Raw genomic sequence first — 24,097 nt, 5'->3', positions numbered from 1 at the left:
CCTATGGTCTTGGAAAGGTCATTCCACTCCGGATGGCCGTCTCTTCGGACAGGTGAGTGCCATGCCCCTCGACCCCCAGATCGAGACCTTGCTCAAGAAAGTGGCCGCACGAGGCGGACCAGCCCCCGAAACCCTGACGGTGGCGGAGAACCGCGCGTTCGGGCGCGCCTTCGGCGCCCTGGCCGGCGCTCCTGTGCCGGTCGCCGACGTCCGGGACACCACGGCCGCTGCCGACGGCCGCGACATACCCGTCCGTATCTACCGGCCCCTCACCGAGCCGGACGCCGGGCCGCTGCCCGTGACGCTCTTCTTCCACGGCGGCGGGTGGGTCTTCGGCGACCTGGACACCCAGGACAACATGGCCCGCATCATGGCCAGCCGCTCCGGCACGATCGTGGTCTCCGTCGACTACCGGCTGGCGCCCGAGCACCGCTTCCCGGCCGCGGTCGACGACGCCTACGCCGCGCTGACCTGGGTCGCGGACAACGCCCCGGGCTTCGAGGGCGACGGAGAGCGCATCGCCGTGTTCGGCGAGAGCGCCGGCGGCAACCTTGCTGCGGTTCTCGCACAAGAATCCCTGCGCCGCGGAGGACCTCGCATCGCGCTCCAGGTGCTCGCCTACCCTGCGGTCGACCGGTTCGACGACAGTCCCTCGATGTACGAGAACATGACGGGCCCGGTCCTCTCCCGTTCCTACCTCGAGTGGTTCTGGGGCGCCTACCTCAGCACCCCGGACCAGGGCGCCGACCCACGGGTCTCGCCGGCGCGCTCCGACGGACTGGCCGGACTCGCTCCCGCCGTCATCGTCACCGCCGAGAACGACCCCCTGCGCGACCAGGGCGACCGCTATGCCCGCACGCTGGCCGACTCCGGCGTGCCGGTCCAGCACCTCCCGGTCGAGGGAGCCATTCACGGCTTCCTCTCGTTCACCGGCTCGGTGCAACTCTCGCGGGACGTACTGAATCAGCTCGCGGACGCCGTGGCCACAGTCTTCAACTGAGTCGGCCCGCACGGCCTCGCCGGTCGCCGGTCTTCTGCCGCACGCGAGCAGGACAGCGACCACCACTGTGAACCACGCCGGAAGCGGAGTGGCTTCCTGTTTGGCCTCTCAACGCAAAACGCCGGTTCCACTGGAACCGGCGTTTTGGCTGGTCGGGGTGGCGGGATTTGAACCCACGACCTCTTCCCGTACCGGGGGCCTGCGGTGACCGGTGGACGGACCCCGGAAGCCGGCCCTGACCTCGTCGTTCGTCCCCGTCGGTTCTCACCGCTTCTGGGCCCCTCCCGGAGCCATGTGCACTGAATGTGCATTGGAACGGCTAGCGGTTCCTGCACCTAGCGGAGGCGCGCATAGTTTTAGCCTGGGAAGCGGCCGGGGCGGTTTATCGCTGAGCTGGTGTTTCGCTGACCTGTGCTGTTGCGGCTGATGTGCCGCTGATTCCCCGTGGTTTCCTCTGAAGCACTCCCGTATCTGGCACGGAACTGGCATGGGGAGATTGGCCGGCCCCATCACTGGCTGTGTGCTTTCCTGCGGTTCGCGGGTGGTGGCGCTGACCGGTCGGGGACAAGGCGGCGGGGCAGTGCGCTCCCGACAACCACCGCGGCGGGTGACCACGGGCTCGGGGCGTGGTGCTCGATCGCGCCGGGGCTTGGACCACAGACAGCTCGGGTCGCGCGATCGAGTGCCACGCGATCCGAGCACACCGGCAACCATAGGCAGCACTACAGGCGACACGAAGATGTCACGGTACGTCATTTTTTGCGATGTCATGATTCACCGTTTACTGCTGTGCTGGGATGTCCATAGCGGCCCTCAACCCTCGCGGCGGTTGGGCTGGGGCTCCGGACCGGGCGGCAGCCCGCAGCCGGAGCCCCAGCCCAACCGCCGCGACGGCGCGAAGCGCCGTCGCCTTGATTCGGTACAGCTCAACTCGGCAAGCATAGGAACCTCATGTCAAATATTTATACCTATGAAAAAGAGAAAATTGAAGGCAAGTTCTGGCTGCCTGGAGAAAAAGAAAATTCAGTTCCTGGGTATTTTATTTTCGGCGAAGGGTGGCCCAGGATTGAGCTTATTGGGTCAATCTCAGAGCATCTTCCTGGGGGTAATTTTGGTGTAAGTTCGGGGAAGATTCCCGTAATTCATGGAATTCTTTCTGGCCGCCTTTGGCATGTGTCTCTCGTGGGTGGAACGGTCGCTTCCTCAAAAATAGATACCTTTAACCAGGGCACTTTCGAACGTGAGAAAGTAGTTTTTGACTACGCAGTTCAAGGGGATCTTATTACTGGGGTGGATGAGGAGTACCAGGAGGCGAAGTTTTCGATCGATAATTTGACCAACTGGGTTGGCCGTAGTGGCTTGATGTGGAAGGGTAAAGACGGAGAGGAGGAGTTTAATTTCAAGTATGTATTTCCTGAGTTTGAGTCTATTCCTCTCGGTGGAGGTTTGGGGGACCTCTGTTTTGATCAGTATCTGACTAGAAGTTTTCCCAGTTTGAGTGGTGTCAAAGTGTCTACAGAAACGTGGGCTCTTGCCAAGTTTGCTTCTCCTTTGAAAGAGTTCGATATAAAAACGAATCTGTGCTGGCCTATGGCATCACTTCTCAGCCTCATGTACGGAGAAGAGTGCAATCTTCGGAAGCTTGAAGTGAAGAAGGGTAAGGATTCTAATTGGCTAAAGGTCATAGGATTCAAGAAGGGAGGCAATGCAGAAAAGAACCAATTTGCTCCCTGTCTGATGGGTTTCTCGCAGCTTGGTGCTGAGGGTTTGGCTGGTTGGATAGAAGCATCGAAGCGACTGAGTCCGCTGCCAATAATTCTTTCTAATTCACTTCGAGATAAATCCTTGGAAGGAAATTTCGTACAGCTCGCTTTTTCGGCCGAAGGGTTGCATCGCCGGTCTTTTGACGGGCAGGGAAAGATTAGTAAGGCAAGGAAAAGGAGTGTGGCGCGCGCTCTACAGAAGCTTGATATCGAAAAAGCGGAGCTCGATTCCATCCTGAATGCGTGGAATCTTTACCTTTGGAACTACTCTTTCCCTGAGCGCCTGCTGATGCTCGCAGAAGAGGTCTCCGAATTTATTCCGGGTGTTTGTGGAGACAAGCACGAGTGGAAAAAATCTGTTGCCTTGGCTAGGAACGGGCTGGCTCATGCGCTTTCTTCGCTAGATGTACAGGGGTCTGGTATTGAAAAATATATAATCCTTACTCGTTCTCTGCATTGGGTTATCCTTTGTAAACTTCTCATTGAATCAGGGGTCGACGGGGAGAACCTTAAGGAGGCCTTCTTGAGCCACCAGAAGTATATTCAATTTCAGTTAGATGCCAAGCGCTTTTATCCTGCAATTTATAATGTTTCTTGATATCTATTAAAAGAATATGGCGAGAATTGTAAGACCTGAACTGCCCATCGCCTCTCCCTTGGAAAATTTTTGCCAACGCTGGCAGGTATCAAGGTTGCCTCAGGCGGAATTTTTTATTCCTAGAATATATTTTTCCCATCGTGACTTCGAATGTGAGGGTCGTCTTTCGTAAGGGCGTCGAGCAGGCGGATTGCGTAGACTTCTTGCATTTTTTCCTCAATTTCTTTCTGGCTTATCCACTTGACTGCAATTGCTTCACTGGTTGGTCGTTCTGTGCCGTTGGATGGCTTACAGTGGAAGACCAGGGCAACGATTCCGCGTGCCATGTTCTTGTAGACGCCTGTGAGCCGTTCCACCTCGACGTGGATACCGGTCTCCTCCAGGACTTCGCGGACAACCCCCTCCTCGGGGGTCTCGTTGAGCTCCAGTACTCCGCCTGGTGGTTCCCAGTTGCCGTTGTCCCTGCGCTTGATCACCAGCATCCGCCCGTCCTCGCGGATGACGGCTCCCGCCACGGACACGGAGTGCAGCGGCGTTGACGGCTTGTCTCCGGGGCTGTTACTCATGTACAGGAGCATAGGAGGCATAGAAGGACTATGGTGAGCACTGTAGGGGCGCGGTCCGCGAAGCCCCGGTACCTCCAGATCGCGGACGACATCGAAGAGCGGATCAGAGCGGGACGTCTGGCTCCCGCTGAGGAGATCCCGAGTGAGACCGCGCTGATGGAGCGCTACGGCGTCTCCTCGGGCACGGTTCGCAAGGCCGTGGCCCAGCTCCGCACGACCGGTCTGGTGGAGACCTACCAGGGCAGGGGCTCCTTCGTGAAGTCCCGGCCTCCGGTCACCCGCAAGTCCTCCGACCGCTTCCGGCGCTCACACCGCCGTGCGGGCAAAGCGGCCTACATCGCCGAGACCGAACAGGCCGGGGTCAAGCCCACCGTTCAGGTCCTCTCCATCGGGCCCGTGCCCGCTCCCGCCGAGATCGCTGAGCGCCTGGGCGTGGACGAGGGCGACAAGGTGCTTGCCCGCCGTCGCCTCTACTTCAGCGACGGCACCCCCACCGAGGAAGCGACTTCCTATCTGCCGTGGGACGTGGCGCGGGACATCCCCGAACTCTTCGAGGAGAACCCCGGCGGCGGTGGCATCTACGCTCGCCTGGAGGAACACGAGCACGAGTTCGCCGAGTACACCGAGACCGTGCGGGCGCGCCTGGCCACCAAGCAGGAGGCGAGTGCCCTGAGTCTGAGCCCCGGCTCCGCGATCATCCACCTGACGCGCAACGCCGTGACGACGGTCGGCCGTGTGGTGGAGGTGTGTGACACGATCATGGCCGCCGACCAGTTCGTGCTCGACTACCGCATCCCCGCCACGGACTGAGGCATCCAGTTCCTGTCTCCTCGGGTGAGCTTCTGTGCTCACAGGGTTGACTCATGTACATGAGTGAGGCAACCTAATCTCACAACCCATATACATGAGTACATGTGACGGGCTCATGTATAGGGGATGTTCTGTAGTCCGTTGGTGTGAGCGGCGCGCTGGCGACCTGGCGAAGCGGCGCGCCACATGTCCCCCTGGAGCGTGCTTGGTGGATGCCGCCGTCTCTGAACCGAAGCGGTGCAGGTCCTGTCGTGGACGCGGACGCAAAACCGTCCGCTCTCGGCGATTGGTAGTGCTGCGCTCCTCGACCACACGGGAACCGGCGACACGCGTCGTGGCGTGCACCGCGTGCCGGGGGACCGGTACGGACTCCTGACACACAAGGGCGGAGAAGGCTCCTGCCGGATGACTACCGGTCATCGGAGCAACCGCCTACAGACAACTGACCCCCGCGACGCGGGCTAGGCGTCCGGGGGCGCGGCCAACCTGAGGAAAGCAGGCTGACGTGAAAGACCTTATCGCCGTGGTTCGGGCGCTGGTGACTCTGATACGACCGGCACGACACGGCAAACACCACCGCACCGGCCCTCGGCCGTTCCGCGTACCCGCTCCCGCGCAGGTGGAACCGTGGCCGGCGCCGGATCCCATCGTGATGGACGGCGACGACCCCCGCGCCTACCGTCTCCCACGCGGCCCTTACGCCCATCTGGAGCACCGGCGCCGCGTCCACAGCGCCGAGCGGGATCGGCGGAGGATCGAACTGCTGGTGCAGATCGCGCGTTCGACTCCCGCCCCCGATGACATGGCCGAGTTGCGTGATCTGGTGCGCACGGCCATCGCGGTCGGGGCGGTGCGGCGATGAACAGCGACAGCGGTGCCTCCTCTGGGGGCCGTGATGCCTCGACCGCCCGGGCGCGGGGCCGGGGTGTGCGGGTCCGGGTGGCCTCCGAGGACTGGGGGTCCATCACCTACGAAGCCGTCTCCACCGGCCCGGACGGAACCGCGGTGGTGCAGCGGTACCGGTGCGTGCTGCCCCGGACCCTGGCGCTGCGACGCCTGCGGCTGACCTATGTCGTGGGTCTTTGGCACAGCACCGGCAAGGCGGTGTGTAACCATGTCCGCCGCGTCATTCCCCCGGTGCTCTCGGCGGCCGACGAAGCCGCACGCCAGGACGTGGCCCTGGTCGCCGCCGCGCTGGTGGAGGCCGAACGCCGACCGGTGTGCGGGGCGACGGTGGAGAACCTGACCGTCTACACCGTGCAGCGCGCCCAGGACTGGCAGTCCTTCTAGACGCCCGCGTGCCCTGATGTCTTTTCGAGGCCACGGGGCCCGTGGCGTGTGAGTAGCATGCCGCCATGCGCGACACCAGCCGCCCCGAGGGGCTTGTGTTCCAGGTGCCCTACGTCCCCACCCTTGGGCCCATGCATCCGGACGCGATCACTCCCGGGTTGTGGGATCAGGTCGTTGCGATCTCCGGAACCGGCCGGTTCCTACCTCACGACAAGGACGCGCGGTGGGGTGGGGTCAAGTCCGAGCGTGTGCTCGACCACTCGGTCGACGGCGCTCAAGGCATGGCCGCGGCGACCATGCTCGACCGAGGCGGACGGCGCACGGTACGTCTACATCTGTATGGGGAATTCGACCTCGACCAGGCGGCCGACCAGGTGGCGAAGTTGGCGGCTGACCACGGCGCCGACCGTGCCCAGCTGGTGCGACTCACCACCGAACCACAGCTCGGTCAGTGCTGCCGTATCCAGCTTCGCACCTTCGCCCGTGACTTCGAGACGACCGTCGTTGAAGGGGTCACCGAGCTTGATCGCCTGTCCGGACCAGTGCGCGACACGTGGCCGGACTTCACCGATGCCTTGACGGGTGAGGGGTTCGCATACCTTGCCGCCCAGGAACGGGCGGGCGCTCTCGACGGTCCGATTCTGACCGTCACCGAGGCTGGTCGGGTGGTCGGCGCGATCGGACCCATGGCGACCCATCCCGATCCTGTCGGGCGCATTCGGTTGCTGCCCCAGTACTTCGGGGTGTTGCCTGACCACCGGGGGCGCGGCCACGGGCGCGCCTTGTGGCGTGCGGCTATGGAGTGGGGACAGCAGGCCGGGGCCGATTACCAGGTTCTACAGACCGAGTTGGGTGGCGCGTCCGACCGGCTGTGTCGGGGCGAAGGACTCGACACATTGGGGTTCGTCACCACCACGCGCGTTTGATCCAGGAATCAACGAAGCCCCCCACGCCTGGGAAGTCCCCAGACGTGGGGGTGTTCGCCATGTGAGGTCAGCCGGTTCGGTGACCGGTGTGCCGCCGCATGTGGAGGTGCGGCGGTCGGTGCACAGGCACGGGGACACCAAGACCAGGAGGAGCCGTCGGACGCTGGCGCCTCCTCCCCAGGTTGTGGACGCGCTCCGGGCGCACAGGGCCGGGCAGGAAGGCGAACGCAAGACCGCCGGGGAGAAGTGGCAGGACAGCGACCTCGTGTTCTGCACCCGGTTCGGGACCGGGTTGGACGCCGCGCGAGCTGCGCCACAGCTTCGTCTCGCTGATGTCGGAGAAGGGCGTCCCCCTCGAAGCCATCGCGCGCTTGGTGGGCCACAGCAGCACCGCCACAACGGAGCCGGTCCACCGGAAGGAGCTCCGGCCGGTCATCACTGAGGGTGCGGAAGTGATGGGGGGACCTCTTCGCTTGACCGTGGCCAGCGGGACCGCACTGGCCCCCTATTTGGCCCCCAACGCAAAACGCCGGTTCCAGTGGAACCGGCGTTTTGGCTGGTCGGGGTGGCGGGATTTGAACCCACGACCTCTTCGTCCCGAACGAAGCGCGCTGCCAAGCTGCGCTACACCCCGAAGCAACGTTGTCAGTCTAGCGGACCCTCCGGGGTGCTCGCACACGGTCAGCGGGTCGGCTGGGCCAGGGCCCGGGTGACGCGGGTGGCGCCGTGGCGGACGGCGCGCTCCAGGGGCCAGCGGCGGGCGCGCACCTCGGCGACCGGGAGGCTGATCGCGACCGACCCCGTCACCATCCCCGAAGGGGTCCTCACCGGGGCGGCCATGCAGCCCAGGCCCGGTTGGAACTCCTCCAGCTCCAGGGCGACGCCCGAGTCCCGCACGTGCGCCAGGTGCTCCTCCAGCGTCCCCCGGTCCGTGATCGTGCGCGGGGTCAGCGCCGCCAGCCCCGCCTGCTCCAGGTAGGCGGCCCGGTCGGCGGCGCCCATCGCCGCCAGCATCACCTTGCCGAAGGCCGTGGCGTGCATCGCCTCGTTGAAGCCCACGTCCAGCGCCCGCACGCACGGCCTGCGGTCGGACTCCTCGACGTGCGCGACCACCACCTCGTCCTCCCGGTAGACCGCGTAGTAGGCGGCCGCGTCGCTCTCCTGGTGCACCCGCCGGATCGCTGCCGCCACCTCGCGCGGGACCGCGAGCTGGCGGGTGAGCGCCTGGCCCAGGAACCGGGCCTTGTACCCCACCCCGTAGCGGGCCTTCCCGCTCAGGTGCACCACGTACCCCGCGTCCACCAGGGTGCTGAGCAGGTGGTAGGTCGAGGGCAGCGCCAGCCCCAGGTGCGCGGAGACCTCCTTGGCCGTCATCCCCGCGGGCGACTCCGCGACCGCCTCCAGCACCCGCAGCGCCTTGGTCGCCGACTGGAGCACCGGTGTCCGTGCCCCCTCGGAGCGCGGCGCGGGCGCCCCCTCGACGGCGGGCGCGTCCGGTCCGGCCGCCTCCTCGGCGACCCGCAGCCGGGCGCCCCCGCCCCGGCGCGGGGCCCGGGTGCTCACGGCGCCTCCCCTTCCCCGTAGCGGGTCCGCAGCAGGCCCCGGCAGAGGCCCGCGTTGCCCTCGATGCTGATCCGCGTCGTGCGGGCCAGGCGCAGGCGCGTCGGGATCTCCTCCGGCGGCAGCGGCCGGCCGCCGTCGTCCACCAGCAGCGCCGCGCCCGGCCCCGTCGGCAGCCCCAGTTCGGCGCGCCTGTGCCGCAGCCGGTCCAGGTCCCTTCGGGGCACCAGCCCGCGCACCGACCCCAGCGTCAGCGACGCCAGCGCCTCGGGCACGGCCCCGTCCGCCAGCAGCCGCCGCGCCACCACCTCCTGGCAGGCGGCGTGCGTCTTGCGCCGGAACACGCGCCGCAGCTCCTCCAGCTCGCCCTCGGCGAGTCCGGGGAAGGCGGCGGAGAACCCCTCCCCGGAGGTGACGCCCGCGTTGATCTCGGCGGAGGCGAAGTGGTCCAGCAGCCGGACCCGGACCTCCACGGCTCCGGGCAGCGCGCGCAGCGCGTCGTGGGCGTCGGCGACCATCATGAAGGCGAAGTTGGGCGCGCAGAAGTAGGTGGGCAGCCGCAGGTCCACGTCCACCCGCCCGGACGCCGACACCGTCGCCGACGCGACGAACCCCAGGTCGGTGACCGGCTCGTCCAGTTCGGGGTCGCGGACCGCGCCCAGGGCCCGCCACACGGCCGCCTCCAGGGCGGCCTCCGGCACGGTGACGCTCACCGGAGCACCTCCTCGTTGCGTTCGGCCCCGACGACCGGCCCCGTCTCGCGCTGGCGCGGAACCTGGAGGCCGAGTCCTTCGGGGACCTCGATGTCGTACAGCCGGGCCGCGTTCAGCCCCAGGACCTTGCGTTTGACGTCGGTGGTCAGCTGTCCGTACTCGCCCGCCATGTCCTCGGGGATCTGGAAGTCCACGAAGGACTCCACCAGCCATCCGGGCGTCCAGATGGCGTAGTCGCTGGCGAACAGGACGCGGTCCTCGTTCAGCCAGTAGAGCAGCTCGCCGATGATCTGGGCGAAGTAGCGCGGCCGGGTGTGCATGAACGGCATCGCCACGGCCAGCCCGCCGTACACGTTGGGCTCCTGGGTGGCGATCCAGCAGAAGTCCTCCAGCCGCGGCAGCCCGACGTGCTCGACGACGAAGTTCAGCTCCGGGAACGCCGAGGCCGCGTCGTCCACGTCGGCCACGTCGAAGGCGTCGCGGTTCAGCGGGTAGATGGTGGGCCCCTTGTGCACGTGGATGTTGCGGATCCCCAGCTCCTGGCACTTCTCCAGGTACCGGTAGGCCCACGGGTCCGACAGCTTCCAGCCCTTGGACCCGCCCTTCCACTCGGCCGTGTACAGCTTCACGCCCCGGAGGTTCCAGCGCTCGGCCAGCTCCGAGAGCTTCTCCAGGCCCAGCTCGCCGTCGCGGGGGTCGAAGGAGCCGTTCACGATGAAGCGGTCGGGGTGCTTCTCGGCCAGGGCCCCGTCCTGCTCGGTGGTGTTGAACCCGTTGACGAAGAAGTCGGTGAGGTAGGTCGGCTGGAATACCGCCTTGTCGACGTGCCCCTCCTCGAAGAGGTCGCGCATCAGGTCCTCCTCGCTCTGCTTCTGGAAGTGCTCCAGGTCCCACCGGTGCTCCTCGGGGCTCAGGTTGCGGTGGTAGTCGTAGAAGCAGTTCAGGAACCCCTCGCCGTACCGGTTGGCCTGGTTCGCCGGGGTGCCGTCCCAGAAGTGGATGTGCTCGTCGACGATGAAGTAGCGCTCGCCGTCCTTCTCGTACATCTGTGCTCCTCTTCGGTGCCGGTGGCGGGTCAGGGGACGAGGACGGCCCGGCCGCCCGGGATCCGCCCGGCGTCCAGGTCGGCCAGCGCGTCGAGCGCGGCGTCGAGCGGGTAGGCGCGGGTGCGCAGGGCCACCCTGCCGCGCGCCGCCAGCGTCATCAGCTCGTCGAGGTCGTTGTAGGAGCCCACCAGGTTGCCCACCACGCTGATCTCGCGGGATATGACGTCGATCGTGGGCACGTCGACCCGGCCGCCGTAGCCGATCACGAAGTAGCTCCCGGCGTCGCGGGTCATCGCCACGCCGTCGGCCTCGGTGCCGTTCTCGCCGACGAAGTCCAGGACGACGTGCGCGCCCGCGCCCGAGGTGATGTCCAGGACGGCGGCGACCTGCCCGCCGTCGGAGAGCACCGTGTGGTCCGCGCCGAGCCCCGCCGCCAGTTCCAGGGCCTCGGCGGAGCGGTCCACCACGGTGGTCTCCGCCGCCGTCAGCGCGGTCAGCGCCTGGAGCCCGATGTGGCCGAGCCCGCCCGCCCCGATCACCACCGCGTGCGCGCCCGGCCGCAGCAGCGGCGCGGCCTTCCGCACCGCGTGGTAGGCGGTCAGCCCGGCGTCGGCGAGCGCGGCCACGTCCACGGGGGCCAGCGACGGGTCGAGGCGGACGACCGCGCGCGCGTTGGTCAGCAGCAGGCCGGCCATCCCGCCGTCGCAGTCGATGCCGGGGAAGCGGGAGTCCGCGCAGTGCGCGTCGTCGCCCGCCCGGCACGCCCGGCACAGCCCGCAGGTGGCCAGCGGGTGCAGGACGACGGTGTCGCCCGGCGCGACGTTGCCGACGGCCGCCCCCACCGCGCGGACCGTCCCGGCGTTCTCGTGCCCGATCGTGTACGGGAGCGCCACCCCGCTCTTCGCGGCCCACTGCCCCTCGACGATGTGCAGGTCGGTGCGGCACACCCCCGCCGCGTTCACCTCGACCAGCACGTCCAGCGGACCGGCGACGCGGGGCTCGGGAACCGCGTCGATCGACGGCGGTTCGCCGTACTCGTGCACTCGGACGGCGCGCATGATCCCTCCCGGGACGCCTCGGGGTCGTGTGATCCGGTTCACTCATGTGACCACAGGGCGGTCCCGTGGCCAAGAGGCGTTATCTCATGCTGAGAAAGCCGTTGAACTGCGAAGACGCCGGAAGGTGCGCAGCGGGGGCGGCGACCCGCCTTTCCCTTCTTTTGCCTTCCTTGGGCAACGCACCGCTTTAGCGCGGGCGGGCCCGGGTTAGACCGACCTGGCGGAGCGGTCCCCGGGGGAGGGCCGGTCCCGTCGACACGAGCGGGGGCGAGATGGCGCGGCGGGAACGCGGGCGGGAGGAGTGGACGGCGAGCGACTACGCGAGGTCCGCGCGGGAGCAGCTGGGCGAGTTCGCGGGCGTGGAGGTCGAGAACGTCTCGGGGGTCGAACGCGCCGACGACGGCTGGGAGGTCACCCTGGAGGTCCTCGAACTGGCCAGGATCCCCGACACCGTCAGCCTGCTGGCCACCTACGTCGTCGGCCTCGACGACGAGGGCAGGGTCGAGCGGTACCGCCGGGTCCGCCGCTACACGCGCGGGCGCCCCGACCGTGTCTGACGCGGCGGCGGGCGCCGCGAACGGTCCCCGCCCCGGCCCGACGGGGCGGGTGGTTCCTCCGCCCGACTGGATGAACCCGACGATCGGAAGGCGATTCGGATATGTCTGTGGTTGCGGAAACCGTCAGGACACCCGTTGTGTCCCGGGCCGGGACTCTCTACGACGTGCTGGACCTGATCCTCGACAAGGGGATCGTGATCGACGTCTTCGCCCGCGTCTCGCTGATCGGGATCGAGATCCTGACCGTGGACGTCCGGATCGTCGTGGCGAGCGTCGACACCTACCTCCGCTTCGCGGAGATGACCAACCGGCTGGACCTGACCCACAACTCCAAGGCGCAGACGCTGCCGGAGATGATCGGGGACATCACGGAGAAGGGCGCCCAGGGCAAGGGCAGGGGCGCGCTGTCGGGGGCGGCCGAGGCCGTCGGCGACATCGTCAGGCCGAAGGGCTCCCGCAAGGAGGACGACGGGGACGAGGAGGAGGCCAAGCCGCGTCAGCGCGCCAGGAGCGCGTCGGACGAGGAGAAGGCCAAGCCGCGCGTCCGCGCCCGACGGCCCCGGCCGGACGACGAGGACGCACGGTGAGCACCTGCGTCTACGGCATCGTCGCGGACTCCCACCCCCTGGGGCTGGACGGCCTGCGGGGGATCGGGGCGCCCGGGTCCGAGGTCCGGGTGGTCGGGGAGGCGGGGCTGGCCGCCGTGGTGAGCACCGCGCCCGAGCGGGTGCGCGCCAAGCGGCGGGACGTCCTGGCGCACCAGGCGCTGCTGGACCGCCTGGGCGGCCAGGGCACCGTGCTGCCCATGCGCTTCGGGACGGTCGCGCCCTCGGACGAGGCGGTGGCCGGAGAGCTGCGGGCGGGGGCCGGGCACTACCGCTCCCTGCTGGAGGAGCTGCGGGGGCGGGTCGAACTGAACGTCAGGGCCGCGCACAGCGAGGAGGCGGTGCTGCGCGAGGTGCTCCGGGAGGACGAGGGACTGCGGGAGACCTGCGCGGAGCTGCGGGCGGCGGGCGCGGGGATCGGGGACCGGCTGGCCTTCGGCGAGTCGGTGGCGCGCGCGGTCGAGGCGCGGTGCCGCCGCGACGCGGACCGCGTCACCGGGGCCCTGCGCGGGCACGCCGAGCGGGTCAGCCTCGGCCCTCTCGTCAACGGCTGCTCGCTCAACCTGTCGATCCTGGTCGACCGGGACCGCGTCGGCGCGGTGGAGCGAGAGGTCGACCGGCTCCGCGAGGCGCTGGACGGCCTCGCGGACATCCGGTTGCACGGCCCGCTGAGCCCCTACAGCTTCGTGGCCGCCGGGCGGCCCGCCGCCGCAGGGTGAGGAGGGGCGCGTGGGCCTGGTGGGCATGATCCTGACCGCGCCGTTCGCGCCGCTCAGGGCCGTTCCCTGGGTGGCCCGGCAGGTTCTCGACGCGGCGGAGCGGGAGTTCTACGACCCGGCGGTGATCAGGGCGGAGCTGGCCGAGCTGTGGGCCCGCTACGACGAGGGCGAGATCGACGAGGCCGGGTTCGACCGCGCGGAGGACGAGCTGCTGGCCCGGCTCGAGGAGGCGGAGGCGATTCGGGGCGGACCACCGGACTGACGGACGAAGGGGCGATGGACATGGGAAAGGTCCTGCTGGCGATGGCGGCCGGCTACGTGCTCGGAAGGAAGAAGAAGGCGAAGATGGCCGCCGGGCTGGGGATGTGGCTGGTCCTCAGGCGGTTCGACATCAAACCCCAGCAGCTGCTCGACGACCTGAAGAAGGAGCTCTCGGGCCTTCCGGTCGTGGACGAGATCCGGGGGGAGGCCAGGGAGGAGCTGGTGAAGGCGGCGCGCACCGCCACCGGCGCGGTGGTCTCGCAGATGGCCGACACCGTGGCCGACTCCCTCAACCGGCGCACCGAGCGGCTGCTCCACCCCGACGACCGGGAGGAGGAGCCGGAGGAGGCCGGGAAGGAGAAGGCCGGGAAGGAGCCGGAGGGGTCCGGGGAGGAGAAGCCCGGGAACGAGGCCGAGGCCGGGGAGGCCGAGCCGGAGCGGGCCGGGGGAGCCGGGGACGAGCCCGAGGAGAAGGCGCGTCCGGCCGGTGCGTCGGGGAGGACGGGCCGCCGCAGCGGGGGAACCGGCCGGGCGGCGCCCGGCCGGAGCACGCGCCCGCGCGCCACCCGCGGGAGCACCGGGAAGAGGGGGGGCGACGATGGCTGACGAGGGCACCGGCCCGCTCGGCAGGCTCCGCGAGGCGGCGGGCCGCAACCCGGGGACCGAGCGGCTGCTCAAGGAGGCCGAGCGCTACGTCTCCGCCAAGGCGGGCCACGCGGTGCGCTCCACCACGCGCCGGCTGGGCGAGGGCGCCGAGCGCATGGCCGAAGGGGAAGGCGTCGGATCGCTGCTGAAGGGCGGCAGGAAGCTCGCCGAGGGCAAGGGAGTGGCCGGCGCGGTGGCCGAGGCGGGCAAGGAGAAGGTCAAGGACACCGTCAAGGACAAGGCGTCGGACCTGATCAGCAGGCTCACCGGCGGAGGAGGGGGCGGCGGCAGCGTCAAGGCCACCAACATCGTCGAGAACATCGACGTGGGCGTCCCCGTCCGCGTCGCCTACGACCAGTGGACCCGGTTCCCCGACTTCAGCAAGTTCACCAAGGGCGTGCAGAGCGTTGAGAGGAACGACGACGTCTCCTCCAACTGGAAGATGAAGGTCTTCCTCTCCGCGCGCAGCTGGGAGGGCAAGGTCAGCGACCAGATCCCGGACGAGCGCATCGCGTGGACCTCGGAGGGCGGCAAGGGCACCACGAAGGGCGTGGTGACCTTCCACGCCCTGGGCGAGAACCTCACCCGCATCCTGGTGGTCGTCGAGTACTACCCCAAGGGCCTGTTCGAGCGCACCGGGAACATCTGGCGGGCGCAGGGCCGCAGGCTGCGCCTCGACCTCAAGCACTTCCGCCGCCACGTGATGATGCGCTCCCCCTCCGAGGAGGTCGAGGGGTGGCGCGGCGAGATCCGCGACGGCGAGGTCGTCCGCGAGCACGAGGACGCGTTGGCCGAGGAGGAGCGCGGCGGCGGCGAGGACGAGTACGAGGAGGAGCCCGGGGAGGGCGAGTACGAGGACGAGTACGAGGGAGAGCCCGGGGAGGGCGAGTACGAGGAGGAAGAGGAGGAGCCCGAGGGCGGGGAGGAGCCGGAGGAGGACGATGAGGAGGCCGAGGATGAGGAAGAACCGCAGGAGAGCCCGCGCCGCGGGCGCCGCTGACCCCGGCGGTCGCCGCCGGAAGCGGGGGGCGCCCGCGTGACCGGACCGGTGCCGTGGAGCGACGAGGTCCGGGCCGCCGGGACCTACCGGTCCGGAACGCCCGCGAACCTGGCCGATGTCCTGGAGCGGGTCCTGGACAAGGGCGTCGTCATCGCCGGGGACATCCAGATCAACCTGCTCGACATCGAGCTGCTCACCATCAAGCTGCGGCTGCTGGTGGCCTCGGTGGACAAGGCCAAGGAGGTCGGCATCGACTGGTGGGAGAACGAGGAGGCGCTGTCCTCCCAGGCGAGGCACAAGCGGATCACGGAGGAGAACCAGAGGCTCAGGGAGCGCGTCGCCGAACTGGAGCGGGGCGGCGCGCGGGAGCCGGACGGGGTCGGCGCGGAACGGGGAGGCCGGGAGTGAACGGGACGCGCACGGCCAGCTACGTCTACGCCGTGACCAGGCCGTTCGACGAGGACCGGCTCACGGGCGCGCGCGGCGTGGGCGGCGCCCCCGTCCGACTCGTCGTCCAGGACGGCCTGGCGGCGGCCGTCAGCGCCGTCCCGCTCGACGAGTTCGACGAGGACGCGCTGGCGGAGCGGCTGGAGGACCGCGCCTGGCTGGAGGCGACGGCGCGGGCCCACCACGCGGTCGTCGACGCCGTCGCGCGGTCCGCCGTCGCGATGCCGCTGCGGCTGTCCACGCTCTACCGCGACGACGACCGGGTGCGCGCGGTGCTGCGCGGCAACCGCGAGCGCTTCGGCGCCGTCCTGACGCGGCTCGACGGCCGCGTCGAGTGGGGGGTCAAGGTGTACGCCGACCCCGACCGCGCCGCGGCGCGGCCGACCCCGGACGAGCCCCGGGCCCCCGCCGGTGTCGGCGCCGGACGGGCCTACCTGAACCGCAGGAGGGAGCAGCGGCACGGCCGCGAGGACGCCTGGCGCGCGGCCGCGGAGCTGGCGCGGCGGCTGGACGAGCGGCTGCGGGAGCTGGCCGAGGCGGGCGAGCGCCACCGCCCCCAGGACGGCAGGCTCTCCGGCGCGTCCGGGGAGAACGTGCTGAACGCGGCCTACCTCGTGGCGCGGGGAGGGGACGGCGAGCGGTTCCTGCGCGCGGTGCGGGAGTTCGGGCGCGACCTCGCGGCGGGGGTGCGCGTCGAGCTCTCGGGCCCCTGGGCGCCCTACTCCTTCGCGGGCGGGGCGGCGGCGGGCGCACCGGACCCGGTGGGACCGGGGGAGCCCGCGTGAGCGGCGGATACGCCCCCGGACCGGTGGACCGGGCGGCCGCCGGGGCGCCGGTGTTCGCCGAGCGGGAGGTCGCGCTGGTCGACCTCCTCGACCGGCTGCTCGCCAAGGGGGTCGTGATCAGCGGGGACGTCACCATCTCCATCGCCGAGGTCGACCTCGTCCGGGTGTCGCTGCGCGCCCTGGTCTCCTCGGTCAACGAGGACGTGCCCTCCCCGTGGGGGGACCGGGCCCCGCGGAGGGCCGCGCCGCGGGGACGCGGGAGGTAGGCGGACGTGTCCGAGAAGACCGGAGACCACACGCTCGCCCGGCTCGCCCGCGCTCTGGAGGCGCGGCCCGGAGGCGGCGCGGACCGGCTCGCCTCCGACGCCGACACGGTGGAGCGCGACCTCGTCCGGCTCGTGCTGACCGTGGTCGAGCTGGTGCGCCAGCTCATGGAGCGCCAGGCGCTGCGCCGGGTCGACCAGGGGGACCTCACGGAGGAGCAGGAGGAGCGCGTCGGAATGACCCTCATGCTGCTGGAGGACAGGATGACCGAGCTCCGGGAGCGCTACGGCCTCACCGCCGCCGACCTCAACCTCGACCTGGGCCCGCTGGGCACCCTGCTGCCGACCGACGGCTAGGGCGTGCGTTCTTCCCGGTGATCGTGACCTTTCCGGGGCCTCAAAGGCGGTTGAGACCCCGAAAAGGTCACGATCACCGGACGCGGGACGCTAGGAGCGGGGGACCAGGTCCAGGAGGGCGGCCTCGGGGCGGCAGCAGAAGCGCACCGGGGCGTACGGGGAGGTGCCCATGCCGCCCGAGACGTGCAGCCAGGACGCGCCGTTGCGGCTCAGCCCCCAGGCGCGGGCGCGGTCGATGCCGCAGTTGGTGACCAGCGTGCCGTAGAACGGCAGGCACACCTGGCCGCCGTGGGTGTGCCCGGCCAGGAGCAGGTCGTAGCCGTCGGCGGTGAACCGGTCGAGGTTGCGCGGCTCGGGGGAGTGCATCACGCCGAGGCGCAGGTCCGCGGCGGGGTCGGCGGTGCCCGCCACCTTCTCGTAGCGGTCCATGTTGATGTGCGAGTCGTGCACCCCGGCCACCGCGATGTCCAGGCCCCCGGCCTTGAGACGGCCCTTGTGGTTGTTCAGGTCCAGCCAGCCCGACCCGCTCATCGCGGCCCCGAGCGCGCGCCAGGGCAGGTCCGGGACGGTGCGCTTGTTGTAGTCGGTCTTGCTGCTGCGCCACAGGTAGCGGGCCGGGTTCTTCAGCCGCGGCGAGAACAGGTCGTTGGAGCCGTAGACGAACAGGCCGGGCCGGTCCAGCAGCGGCCCCAGGGCGTCGACGAACGGCGTCACGGCGTCGGGGTGCGCCAGCGAGTCCCCGGTGTTCACCACCAGGTCCGGCTGGTACGCGTCGAGGCCGCGGATCCAGTCGATGAGCATCCTGCGTCCCGGTGTCAGGTGCGCGTCCGACAGGTGCAGCACCCGCAGCCGGGCGCTCCCCGGGGCCAGCACCGGGATCTCGTAGCGCCGCAGCCGGAACCAGTTGCGTTCGATCACCGACGCGTACGCGAACCCCGCGACCCCGACCGCTCCCGCGACCGCCGCCGCCTTCCCGACGCCGCGCAGCGCCCTGCCTGCTCTGCCCATGTCCACCACACCTGTCATGTTCCGATGCTTTCAGATCCCGGGAGGAGGTCGGTTCCGCGGACCGCGACGGGTCCGGTGTCCGACACCGGGGAAAACCGTTCCGCGTCCCGGGCGCGGAAACCCTATGATCCCTTCCATGGCCGAACTCAAGACCCGTCTGAAGACCGAACTCACCGCAGCCATGAAGGCGCGGGACGAGGTGCGGACCCGGACGCTGCGCATGGTGCTCACCGCGATCTCCAACGAGGAGGTGGCGGGCCGGTCGGCTCGTGAGCTCAGCGACGACGAGGTCGTCACGGTGATCACCCGCGAGGCCAAGAAGCGCCGCGAGGCCGCCGAGGCGTTCGACCAGGGCGGACGCCCCGAGAAGGCCGAGGCCGAGCGGGCCGAGGGCGAGGTCCTCGCCGACTACCTCCCGGCCCAGCTGTCCGACGAGGAGCTGGCCGCCCTGGTCGCCGAGGCCGTCGCGGAGACCGGCGCGAGCGACGCCAAGGCGATGGGCCGGGTGATGAAGGTCGTCAACCCCAAGGTCGCCGGGCGCGCCGAGGGCGGCCGTGTGGCGGCCGAGGTGCGCAGGCAGCTGGCCTGAGCCCCCGGAACGCCGAAGGGCGGGCGACCGCGTTGGTCGCCCGCCCTTCGGCGTTCCCCTAGTCCATCAGGGCCGGGAAGAAGGTGGTCTCGTCACCCCGGCCGGGGAAGTCCCAGCCGCCTCCCGGGGAGTCGTCGCCGCTGCCGCCGCCGCTCCCGTTGCTCAGGAAGACGTTGACGACGGCGCCCTCGGGAAGCCGGGTGCCCGCCCCCGGGTTCACCGCGGCCACCGAGCCGTCGGGCTGGTCCGACGGGATCCGGAAGTCGGACACGTTCACCTGGTACCCGGCCGCCTGGAGCGCGGCCACCGCCGCGTCCTGGGACTGGCCGACCACGTTCGGCACGCCGCCCTGGTCGCTGGTGGGGCTCGCGTTCACCTCGTCGGGCTCGTCCCGCTGCGGAGGCGCGGGTTCGCTGGTGGAGCCGAACCGGGACGGGGCGGACGCGAAGCTCTCCGCGTCGATCTTGTCGATGGACCCCATCATGGTGTCCCGCCAGACCGGACCGGGGATGGTCGCGCCGAAGACCTCGCCGTAGTAGCGGCCGCCGAGCGTGACGTTGCGCAGCGGGTGCTGGTTCGGGCCGCGCGGGTCGCCGACGAACACCGCGCCGGCCAGGTTCGGGGTGTACCCGGCGAACCAGGCGCTCGCCGACCCGTCGGTGGTGCCGGTCTTGCCCGCCACCGGGCGGCCGATCCCCAGGCCCGAGGCGGTGCCGCCCTTGAAGGTCTGCTGCAGCAGGTAGTTCACGCCGTCGGCGGTCTCCTGGGAGAGGCGCCGCTCGCACTCGGGCTCGATCTCGATGGTGCGGTCGGACTGGCGGTCCTCGATCCGGGTGATCGCCTGCGGCTCGCAGTAGATGCCCCGCGAGGCGAACGTCGCGTACGCCCCGGCCACGTTCAGCGGGGAGGTCTCCTCGCTGCCCAGGGTGAAGGAGTTGTTCCCGTTCGTCCGGGGGTTGTCGTAGCTCTGGCCGTCGGCGCGGGTCGCGCCGAGGTTCTCGGCCATTTTGATCACGTCGCACAGCCCCACGCGCTTCTGCAGCTGCGCGAAGTAGGTGTTCACCGACCCCTTGGTGCCCGAGATCATGTTGTGCGTGGCGGCCCCGCCGCTCTCACTGGAGTTGCTCAGCGTCCAGGACGCGAGGGGGTCGCCGGTGCAGGAGCGCTGCCCGGTCACGGTGATCGTGCTGCCCGAGGTGAAGGAGGTCCTGAAGGGCAGGCCCTCGTCCAGGGCCGCGGCCAGCGTGATGGCCTTGAACGTCGACCCCGCCTGGAAGCCGCTGCTGCCGCCGCGGTCGGCGTTGGTCGCGAAGTTGATCGAGGTCTCGCCGATCCTGCTCTCGTCCGGACCGTAGTTGCGGCTCTGCGCCATCACCCGGATCGCGCCGGTGCCCGGTTCGAGGAAGATCTCGGCGGCCACCTTGCGGGACTCGTTCTCGCGCGGCACCCACTTGTCGACGGCCTTCTGGCCGGCTTCCTGCATGTCCGGGTCGAGCGTGGTGTGGATCTGGAGCCCGGCGGTGCGCAGCCAGCGGGCGCGCTCGGTCTCGGAGTCGCCGAACTCCTCGCCCTTCTCGATCTCCTGGAGCACGTAGTCGCAGAAGAACGGCTGGTCGCTGGGCACGCACCCGTTGCTCGGGGTGGTGACGTCGAGGTCGAGCTCCACGGTCTTGGCCTCGGCGGCCTCCTCCTTGGTGATCGCCCCGGTGTCGACCATCCGGTCGAGCACCACGTCGCGCCGCTCCTGGGCCTGCTCCGGGTTGAGCCGGGGGTTGTAGAGCTCGGGGTAGCGGACGAGACCCGCCAGGGTGGCCGCCTGGGGGAGGGTCAGCTCGCTGGACTCGACGCTGAAGAAGTGCTGCGCGGCGGACTCCGCGCCGTAGGCGCCGTCGCCGAAGTAGGCGATGTTGAGGTACCCCTCGAGGATCTCGTCCTTGGTCATCCGCTGCTCGAGCGCGATCGCGTAGCGCAGCTCGCGGACCTTGCGCGACAGCGTGGTCTCGCGGGCCTCCTCCTGGGCGGCCTGCGAGGTGGCGCTTTCGATCAGCACGTTCTTGACGTACTGCTGGGTCAGCGAGGAGCCGCCCTGGGTGCTTCCGCTGATGGTGCGCAGGGCGGCGCGGAAGGTGCCCGTGATGTCGATGCCGCCGTGCTCGTAGAACCGGCTGTCCTCGATGGAGATGATCGCCTCTTGCATGATCGGCGACATGTCCTCGAGCGCGACCAGCTCGCGGTTCTGGTCGTAGATCTCCGCGATCACGCCGCCTTCGACGTCATAGATGATCGAGCGCTGCGGCGGAGGCGGAGTCTCCAGTTCGCTCGGCATGTTGAGGAAGCCTGTCGCGACGTTGCGCGCGGTGATGCCGATACCGCCGAACGCCGGTAAGGCGAGTGCGGCGACCAGGACGCCGGCGACGACGCCGACTCCGAGCAACTGACCGATTTTCTGCAGCAATGTCCCTTGACCCACCCGTCCAGACTACGTGCGGCAGCAAGGAAACCGGCGCCGAACCGCCGCCGTGGGCGGCTACCTCGCCCGTTTCGGTCATGCCATAACCGCAGACCCTAAGACCTATCTTTCCATGATCACGGGGTTGGTCGGGGATCACCTTCCACTAGCATTTTGTCACTCTATGTGTTCGTAGAGTGACTAGCTTTCAAGTCTTTAATGGCCCACCCGGGCTATATCAGAAATGGGCCTAATGGGGCCTGTTGGCGGTCGGCCACGAACCGTAATTTCTTCACCAGCGGAGATGCAAGGGACAGTACATCGCCAGCGAGCCCCCCGCGCCCCCTGCCGGCCCCTGAACCGGCCCGGCGCACTCGCGGGCGACGTCTGGAACACTCCTCCGCCCCGCCGACGACCGCGCCCGTCGGCCGCACAACAGGAGCACGACACATGATGATCTTGGGAGTGGGGCACATGTGGATCACTGATTGGACCGCGCGAGCGGTATGCCGTGAAACCGATCCGGACACGCTGTTCGTCCAGGGAGCCGCGCAGAACCGGGCCAAACTCATCTGCCGGGGCTGCCCGGTCCGGACCGAGTGCCTGGCCGACGCGCTGGACAACCGGATCGAGTTCGGTGTCTGGGGAGGGATGACCGAGCGGGAGCGCCGAGCGCTGCTGCGCCGGCGGCCGGAGGTCACGTCGTGGCGCGACCTTCTTGAGCACGCCCGCCGGCAGTACCAGCGGGTGGGCTCCGACAGCGACGAGTTCGTCTCGGGCTGACCGGGGAAGGCGTCCCGACGATCTTTGGAGGGGGATCACGGGACGGTCGGAACCCCGATGGCAGGGCTTCTCACCGCGGCCCCGCGCCCGCCCGGTTCCAGGGCGGGCGCGGGGCCGCGGGGTCACAGCGGGTCCGCCGGTTCGGTTCGGGCGAGCGAGCGCCCGATCCCGCGGAGCCCGTCGATGTCGTGCACGTCCTCCGGACGCGCCGGGACCTCGACGACGCCGATCCCGGGATGCGCCGTGGTGAAGCGCTCCCGCAGGCGCAGTTCCCTGGCCTGCGTCTGAACGCGTTCGGCGTGCAGCCGCAGGACGGAGGCGGCGAGCGGATGGTCGCCGGACTCCTCCAGCGCCTCCGCCGCCGCCGTGCCGCGCGCGGCGGACAGCCGCGGCGCGAGCGCGCGGTGCGTCCGGTTCAGCACGAGGCCGGCGAGCGGCATCCGCTCGGCGTCGAGCCGCTCGACGAAGTAGGACGCCTCCCGCAGCGCGTCGCCCTCGGGCACGGCGACCACGACGAACGCCGTCCCCGGGGCCTGCAGCAGCCGGTAGGTCTGGTCGGCGCGCTCCTGGAAGCCGCCGAACACGGCGTCGAACGCCGTCACGAACGACTGCACGTCCTTGAGCAGCTGCGCGCCGACGACCTTGGCGACCACCCCGGTGACCAGACCGAAACCGGCTCCGAGCAGCCGGAACGCCCCGGTCTTGGACGGGGTGCTCAGGAACCGGATCAGCCGCCCGTCCAGGAACCGTCCGAGCCTTTTCGGCGCGTCCAGAAAGTCGAGCGCGGACCGGCTCGGCGGCGTGTCCACGACGATCAGGTCCCAGGCGTCGGACCGCCGCAGCTGCCCCAGCTTCTCCATCGCCATGTACTCCTGCGTGCCGGAGAAACTGGACGAGAGGGACTGGTAGAAGGGGTTCTCCAGGATCTGCGCGGCCCGCTCGGGATCGGCGTGCGCCTTCACGATCTCGTCGAAGGTGCGCTTCATGTCGAGCATCATGGCGTGCAGCGACCCGGGCGGATCCCCCGCGGCCCCGCCGTCCACCGGGACCCGCCGGGGGGTGTTGTCGAGTTCGGTCAGCCCCAGCGACTGCGCGAGGCGGCGGGCCGGGTCCACGGTGATCACCACGGCGTGCCGACCGCGCTCGGCGGCGCGCAGCGCCAGCGCCGCGGCCGTCGTGGTCTTGCCGACGCCGCCCGAGCCGCAGCACACGATGATGCGGGTGCCGCGGTCGTCGAGCAGCGCGTCCACGTCAAGGGCGGGGCTCATGCCGCCCCCTGCTCGCGCAGCGCCTCGGCCAGCCGGTACAGCCCGGCCAGGTCCACGCCCTCGCCCAGGTGGGGGAGGGCGTAGCGCGGCCGTCCCGGCGCGGTCAGCCGCTCGCGCGCGGCGGTCTCGGCCCGAAGCCGGCGCGCGTGCTCCACGACCTCGCCGGACAGCTCGCGCGCGACCTGCTCGGGCCGGTCCAGCCCCGCGGCCCTGAGCCCGCGCGCGATCGCCTCGACGTCGACCGCGCCGTCGGCGGCCTCGGCCAGCCCGGCGGGGTCCAGCAGCGGGGAGCGCACCATGTTGACCATGATGCCCCCCACGTTCAGGCCCGCCTTGTGCACCTCGGCGATTCCGTCCAGGCACTCCTGGACCGGCATCTCCTCCAGGATGGTCACGAAGTGCACCACGGTCTCGGGGGAGCGGATGACCTCCATCACCCGGTCGGCGTGGTTGCGCACCGGGCCGACCTTGGCCAGCCCCGCGACCTCGGCGTTGACGTTCAGGAACCGCGCGATCCGCCCGGTCGGCGGGGCGTCCAGCACCACCGCGTCGTACACGAACGGGGCGCGGGCCTCGTCCCGGGCGCCGCGCCGCGCGGCCCGCTCGGGTCTGACCCGGCGGCGCACCGCCTCGGTGGCCTTGCCGGTCAGGAGCACGTCGCGCATGCCCGGCGCGATCGTCGTGGCGAAGTCCACCACCCCGAACCGGGTGAGCGCCTGCCCGGCCCGGCGCAGCCCGTAGAACATCTCCAGGTAGTCCAGCAGGGCGGCCTCGGCGTCCACGGCCAGCGCGTGGACGTCCCCGCCCCGTGCCGCCACGGCCACCCGGCGCTCCTCGTACGGCAGCGGCGGGCAGTCGAAGAGCTGGGCGATGCCCTGACGCCCCTCGACCTCGACCAGCAGCACCTTCTTCCCGCCCGAGGCCAGTGCCAGAGCCAGAGCGGCGGCCAGAGTCGTCTTGCCGGTTCCCCCCTTGCCGGTGACGACGTGGAGGCGGACCCCATCCCAATCGCGATCGCGTGCGCTCACCCA

Annotated in this window: 27 protein-coding genes, 1 tRNA gene and 1 pseudogene; 19 read left to right on the top strand and 10 right to left on the bottom strand. The window is 69.7% G+C overall.

From position 1 onward, the window contains the following. Positions 1 to 61: 61 nt before the first annotated feature. Positions 62 to 1,000, top strand: a complete 939-nt coding sequence (locus EV190_RS03600) for an alpha/beta hydrolase (RefSeq protein ID WP_133740165.1) — start codon at positions 62 to 64, stop codon at positions 998 to 1,000. Between the two features lie 951 nt (positions 1,001 to 1,951). Then, complete coding sequence (locus tag EV190_RS03595; protein WP_133739920.1) at positions 1,952 to 3,361, top strand: ApeA N-terminal domain 1-containing protein; 1,410 nt, start codon at positions 1,952 to 1,954, stop codon at positions 3,359 to 3,361. Between the two features lie 119 nt (positions 3,362 to 3,480). Here the strand turns inward: EV190_RS03595 and EV190_RS03590 are convergent, their stop codons facing one another. Next, a complete protein-coding gene (locus EV190_RS03590; RefSeq protein WP_243742312.1) occupies positions 3,481 to 3,927 on the bottom strand; it encodes an NUDIX hydrolase in 447 nt (148 codons plus the stop codon). 30 nt (positions 3,928 to 3,957) lie between these two features. Here EV190_RS03590 and EV190_RS03585 point away from each other — a divergent pair, with 30 nt between their 5' ends. The 5 genes and pseudogenes from EV190_RS03585 to EV190_RS24470 all read left to right on the top strand — a co-directional run. Next, positions 3,958 to 4,737, top strand: a complete 780-nt coding sequence (locus EV190_RS03585; protein ID WP_133739918.1) for a GntR family transcriptional regulator — start codon at positions 3,958 to 3,960, stop codon at positions 4,735 to 4,737. A 505-nt stretch (positions 4,738 to 5,242) separates the two neighbouring features. Continuing rightward, positions 5,243 to 5,599 carry a hypothetical protein gene (locus tag EV190_RS23855; RefSeq protein ID WP_243742311.1) on the top strand — a complete coding sequence of 119 codons (357 nt, stop codon included), beginning with the start codon at positions 5,243 to 5,245 and terminating at the stop codon, positions 5,597 to 5,599. Continuing rightward, complete coding sequence (locus tag EV190_RS03575; RefSeq protein WP_133739917.1) at positions 5,596 to 6,027, top strand: hypothetical protein; 432 nt, start codon at positions 5,596 to 5,598, stop codon at positions 6,025 to 6,027. Before EV190_RS23855 ends, EV190_RS03575 begins: the two co-directional genes overlap by 4 nt. Positions 6,028 to 6,092: 65 nt before the next feature. Next, positions 6,093 to 6,953: a GNAT family N-acetyltransferase gene (locus tag EV190_RS03570; protein ID WP_133739916.1), complete on the top strand. Its 861-nt coding sequence runs from the start codon at positions 6,093 to 6,095 to the stop codon at positions 6,951 to 6,953. Positions 6,954 to 7,051: 98 nt separating this feature from the next. After that, positions 7,052 to 7,300: pseudogene (locus tag EV190_RS24470) on the top strand (hypothetical protein); the annotation flags it as partial. 210 nt (positions 7,301 to 7,510) lie between these two features. Here the strand turns inward: EV190_RS24470 and EV190_RS03560 are convergent. From EV190_RS03560 to EV190_RS03540, 5 genes are all read right to left on the bottom strand, one after another. Next, positions 7,511 to 7,587, bottom strand: a tRNA-Pro gene (locus tag EV190_RS03560). A 47-nt stretch (positions 7,588 to 7,634) separates the two neighbouring features. Next, positions 7,635 to 8,516 (bottom strand): IclR family transcriptional regulator, encoded by an 882-nt coding sequence (locus EV190_RS03555; protein ID WP_208112999.1) that lies wholly within the window; start codon positions 8,514 to 8,516, stop codon positions 7,635 to 7,637. After that, positions 8,513 to 9,226: a metal-sulfur cluster assembly factor gene (locus tag EV190_RS03550; protein WP_208112998.1), complete on the bottom strand. Its 714-nt coding sequence runs from the start codon at positions 9,224 to 9,226 to the stop codon at positions 8,513 to 8,515. Before EV190_RS03550 ends, EV190_RS03555 begins: the two co-directional genes overlap by 4 nt. Further along, positions 9,223 to 10,272, bottom strand: a complete 1,050-nt coding sequence (locus EV190_RS03545) for an amidohydrolase family protein (RefSeq protein ID WP_133739915.1) — start codon at positions 10,270 to 10,272, stop codon at positions 9,223 to 9,225. The genes EV190_RS03550 and EV190_RS03545 overlap by 4 nt, the downstream gene beginning before the upstream one ends. A gap of 29 nt (positions 10,273 to 10,301) precedes the next feature. Next, positions 10,302 to 11,330, bottom strand: coding sequence for an NAD(P)-dependent alcohol dehydrogenase (locus EV190_RS03540; protein ID WP_133739914.1), 1,029 nt, complete (start codon positions 11,328 to 11,330; stop codon positions 10,302 to 10,304). Between the two features lie 272 nt (positions 11,331 to 11,602). Between EV190_RS03540 and gvpO the strand changes: the two genes are divergently transcribed. The 10 genes from gvpO to EV190_RS03490 all read left to right on the top strand — a co-directional run bounded on the left by gvpO (position 11,603) and on the right by EV190_RS03490 (position 16,969). Beyond that, entirely contained in the window at positions 11,603 to 11,887 is a 285-nt protein-coding gene (gene gvpO / locus EV190_RS03535) for a gas vesicle protein GvpO (RefSeq protein WP_133739913.1), read from the top strand. Positions 11,888 to 12,024: 137 nt separating this feature from the next. Next, positions 12,025 to 12,474 (top strand): gas vesicle protein GvpJ, encoded by a 450-nt coding sequence (gvpJ, locus tag EV190_RS03530; RefSeq protein ID WP_243742310.1) that lies wholly within the window; start codon positions 12,025 to 12,027, stop codon positions 12,472 to 12,474. Then, complete coding sequence (locus EV190_RS03525; RefSeq protein WP_133739911.1) at positions 12,471 to 13,211, top strand: GvpL/GvpF family gas vesicle protein; 741 nt, start codon at positions 12,471 to 12,473, stop codon at positions 13,209 to 13,211. Before gvpJ ends, EV190_RS03525 begins: the two co-directional genes overlap by 4 nt. Before the next feature lie 10 nt (positions 13,212 to 13,221). Next, on the top strand, positions 13,222 to 13,473 hold the full coding sequence (locus EV190_RS03520; protein WP_133739910.1) for a gas vesicle protein GvpG: 252 nt from the start codon (positions 13,222 to 13,224) through the stop codon (positions 13,471 to 13,473). A gap of 20 nt (positions 13,474 to 13,493) precedes the next feature. Continuing rightward, on the top strand, positions 13,494 to 14,078 hold the full coding sequence (locus EV190_RS03515) for a hypothetical protein (protein WP_166655362.1): 585 nt from the start codon (positions 13,494 to 13,496) through the stop codon (positions 14,076 to 14,078). Further along, entirely contained in the window at positions 14,071 to 15,117 is a 1,047-nt protein-coding gene (locus tag EV190_RS03510) for an SRPBCC family protein (protein ID WP_133739908.1), read from the top strand. The genes EV190_RS03515 and EV190_RS03510 overlap by 8 nt, the downstream gene beginning before the upstream one ends. Positions 15,118 to 15,153: 36 nt before the next feature. Beyond that, positions 15,154 to 15,525, top strand: a complete 372-nt coding sequence (locus tag EV190_RS03505) for a gas vesicle protein (RefSeq protein ID WP_394345485.1) — start codon at positions 15,154 to 15,156, stop codon at positions 15,523 to 15,525. Further along, positions 15,522 to 16,349, top strand: coding sequence for a GvpL/GvpF family gas vesicle protein (locus tag EV190_RS03500; protein WP_133739907.1), 828 nt, complete (start codon positions 15,522 to 15,524; stop codon positions 16,347 to 16,349). The genes EV190_RS03505 and EV190_RS03500 overlap by 4 nt, the downstream gene beginning before the upstream one ends. Continuing rightward, complete coding sequence (locus EV190_RS03495; protein WP_243742309.1) at positions 16,346 to 16,615, top strand: gas vesicle protein; 270 nt, start codon at positions 16,346 to 16,348, stop codon at positions 16,613 to 16,615. The genes EV190_RS03500 and EV190_RS03495 overlap by 4 nt, the downstream gene beginning before the upstream one ends. A 6-nt stretch (positions 16,616 to 16,621) precedes the next feature. After that, the gene (locus EV190_RS03490; RefSeq protein WP_243742308.1) at positions 16,622 to 16,969 is read left to right on the top strand and encodes a gas vesicle protein K; all 348 of its coding nucleotides are present in this window, start codon (positions 16,622 to 16,624) and stop codon (positions 16,967 to 16,969) included. A 90-nt stretch (positions 16,970 to 17,059) separates the two neighbouring features. Here EV190_RS03490 and EV190_RS03485 read toward each other — a convergent pair whose 3' ends face one another. Further along, positions 17,060 to 17,995 (bottom strand): metallophosphoesterase, encoded by a 936-nt coding sequence (locus EV190_RS03485; RefSeq protein ID WP_243742307.1) that lies wholly within the window; start codon positions 17,993 to 17,995, stop codon positions 17,060 to 17,062. A 118-nt stretch (positions 17,996 to 18,113) separates the two neighbouring features. On the opposite strand from EV190_RS03485, the gene EV190_RS03480 reads away from it, so the two are divergent. Beyond that, positions 18,114 to 18,566 carry a GatB/YqeY domain-containing protein gene (locus EV190_RS03480; RefSeq protein WP_133739906.1) on the top strand — a complete coding sequence of 151 codons (453 nt, stop codon included), beginning with the start codon at positions 18,114 to 18,116 and terminating at the stop codon, positions 18,564 to 18,566. A gap of 58 nt (positions 18,567 to 18,624) precedes the next feature. Here the strand turns inward: EV190_RS03480 and EV190_RS03475 are convergent, their stop codons facing one another. Beyond that, positions 18,625 to 21,021 carry a penicillin-binding protein gene (locus EV190_RS03475; protein WP_133739905.1) on the bottom strand — a complete coding sequence of 799 codons (2,397 nt, stop codon included), beginning with the start codon at positions 21,019 to 21,021 and terminating at the stop codon, positions 18,625 to 18,627. A 468-nt stretch (positions 21,022 to 21,489) separates the two neighbouring features. Here EV190_RS03475 and EV190_RS03470 point away from each other — a divergent pair, with 468 nt between their 5' ends. Beyond that, entirely contained in the window at positions 21,490 to 21,798 is a 309-nt protein-coding gene (locus EV190_RS03470) for a WhiB family transcriptional regulator (protein ID WP_133740158.1), read from the top strand. Positions 21,799 to 21,920: 122 nt separating this feature from the next. On the opposite strand, the gene EV190_RS03465 is transcribed toward EV190_RS03470, so the two are convergent. Next, the gene (locus tag EV190_RS03465) at positions 21,921 to 23,066 is read right to left on the bottom strand and encodes an ArsA family ATPase (protein WP_133739904.1); all 1,146 of its coding nucleotides are present in this window, start codon (positions 23,064 to 23,066) and stop codon (positions 21,921 to 21,923) included. Next, complete coding sequence (locus tag EV190_RS03460; protein ID WP_243742306.1) at positions 23,063 to 24,094, bottom strand: ArsA-related P-loop ATPase; 1,032 nt, start codon at positions 24,092 to 24,094, stop codon at positions 23,063 to 23,065. The genes EV190_RS03465 and EV190_RS03460 overlap by 4 nt, the downstream gene beginning before the upstream one ends. Between the last annotated feature and the right edge of the window lie 3 nt (positions 24,095 to 24,097).

The organism is Actinorugispora endophytica (genome assembly GCF_004363075.1).
GTDB classification, from domain to species: domain Bacteria; phylum Actinomycetota; class Actinomycetes; order Streptosporangiales; family Streptosporangiaceae; genus Actinorugispora; species Actinorugispora endophytica.
The sequence above is the reverse complement of the archived record's forward strand: the minus strand, read 5'-3'. Positions and strand labels throughout refer to the sequence as shown.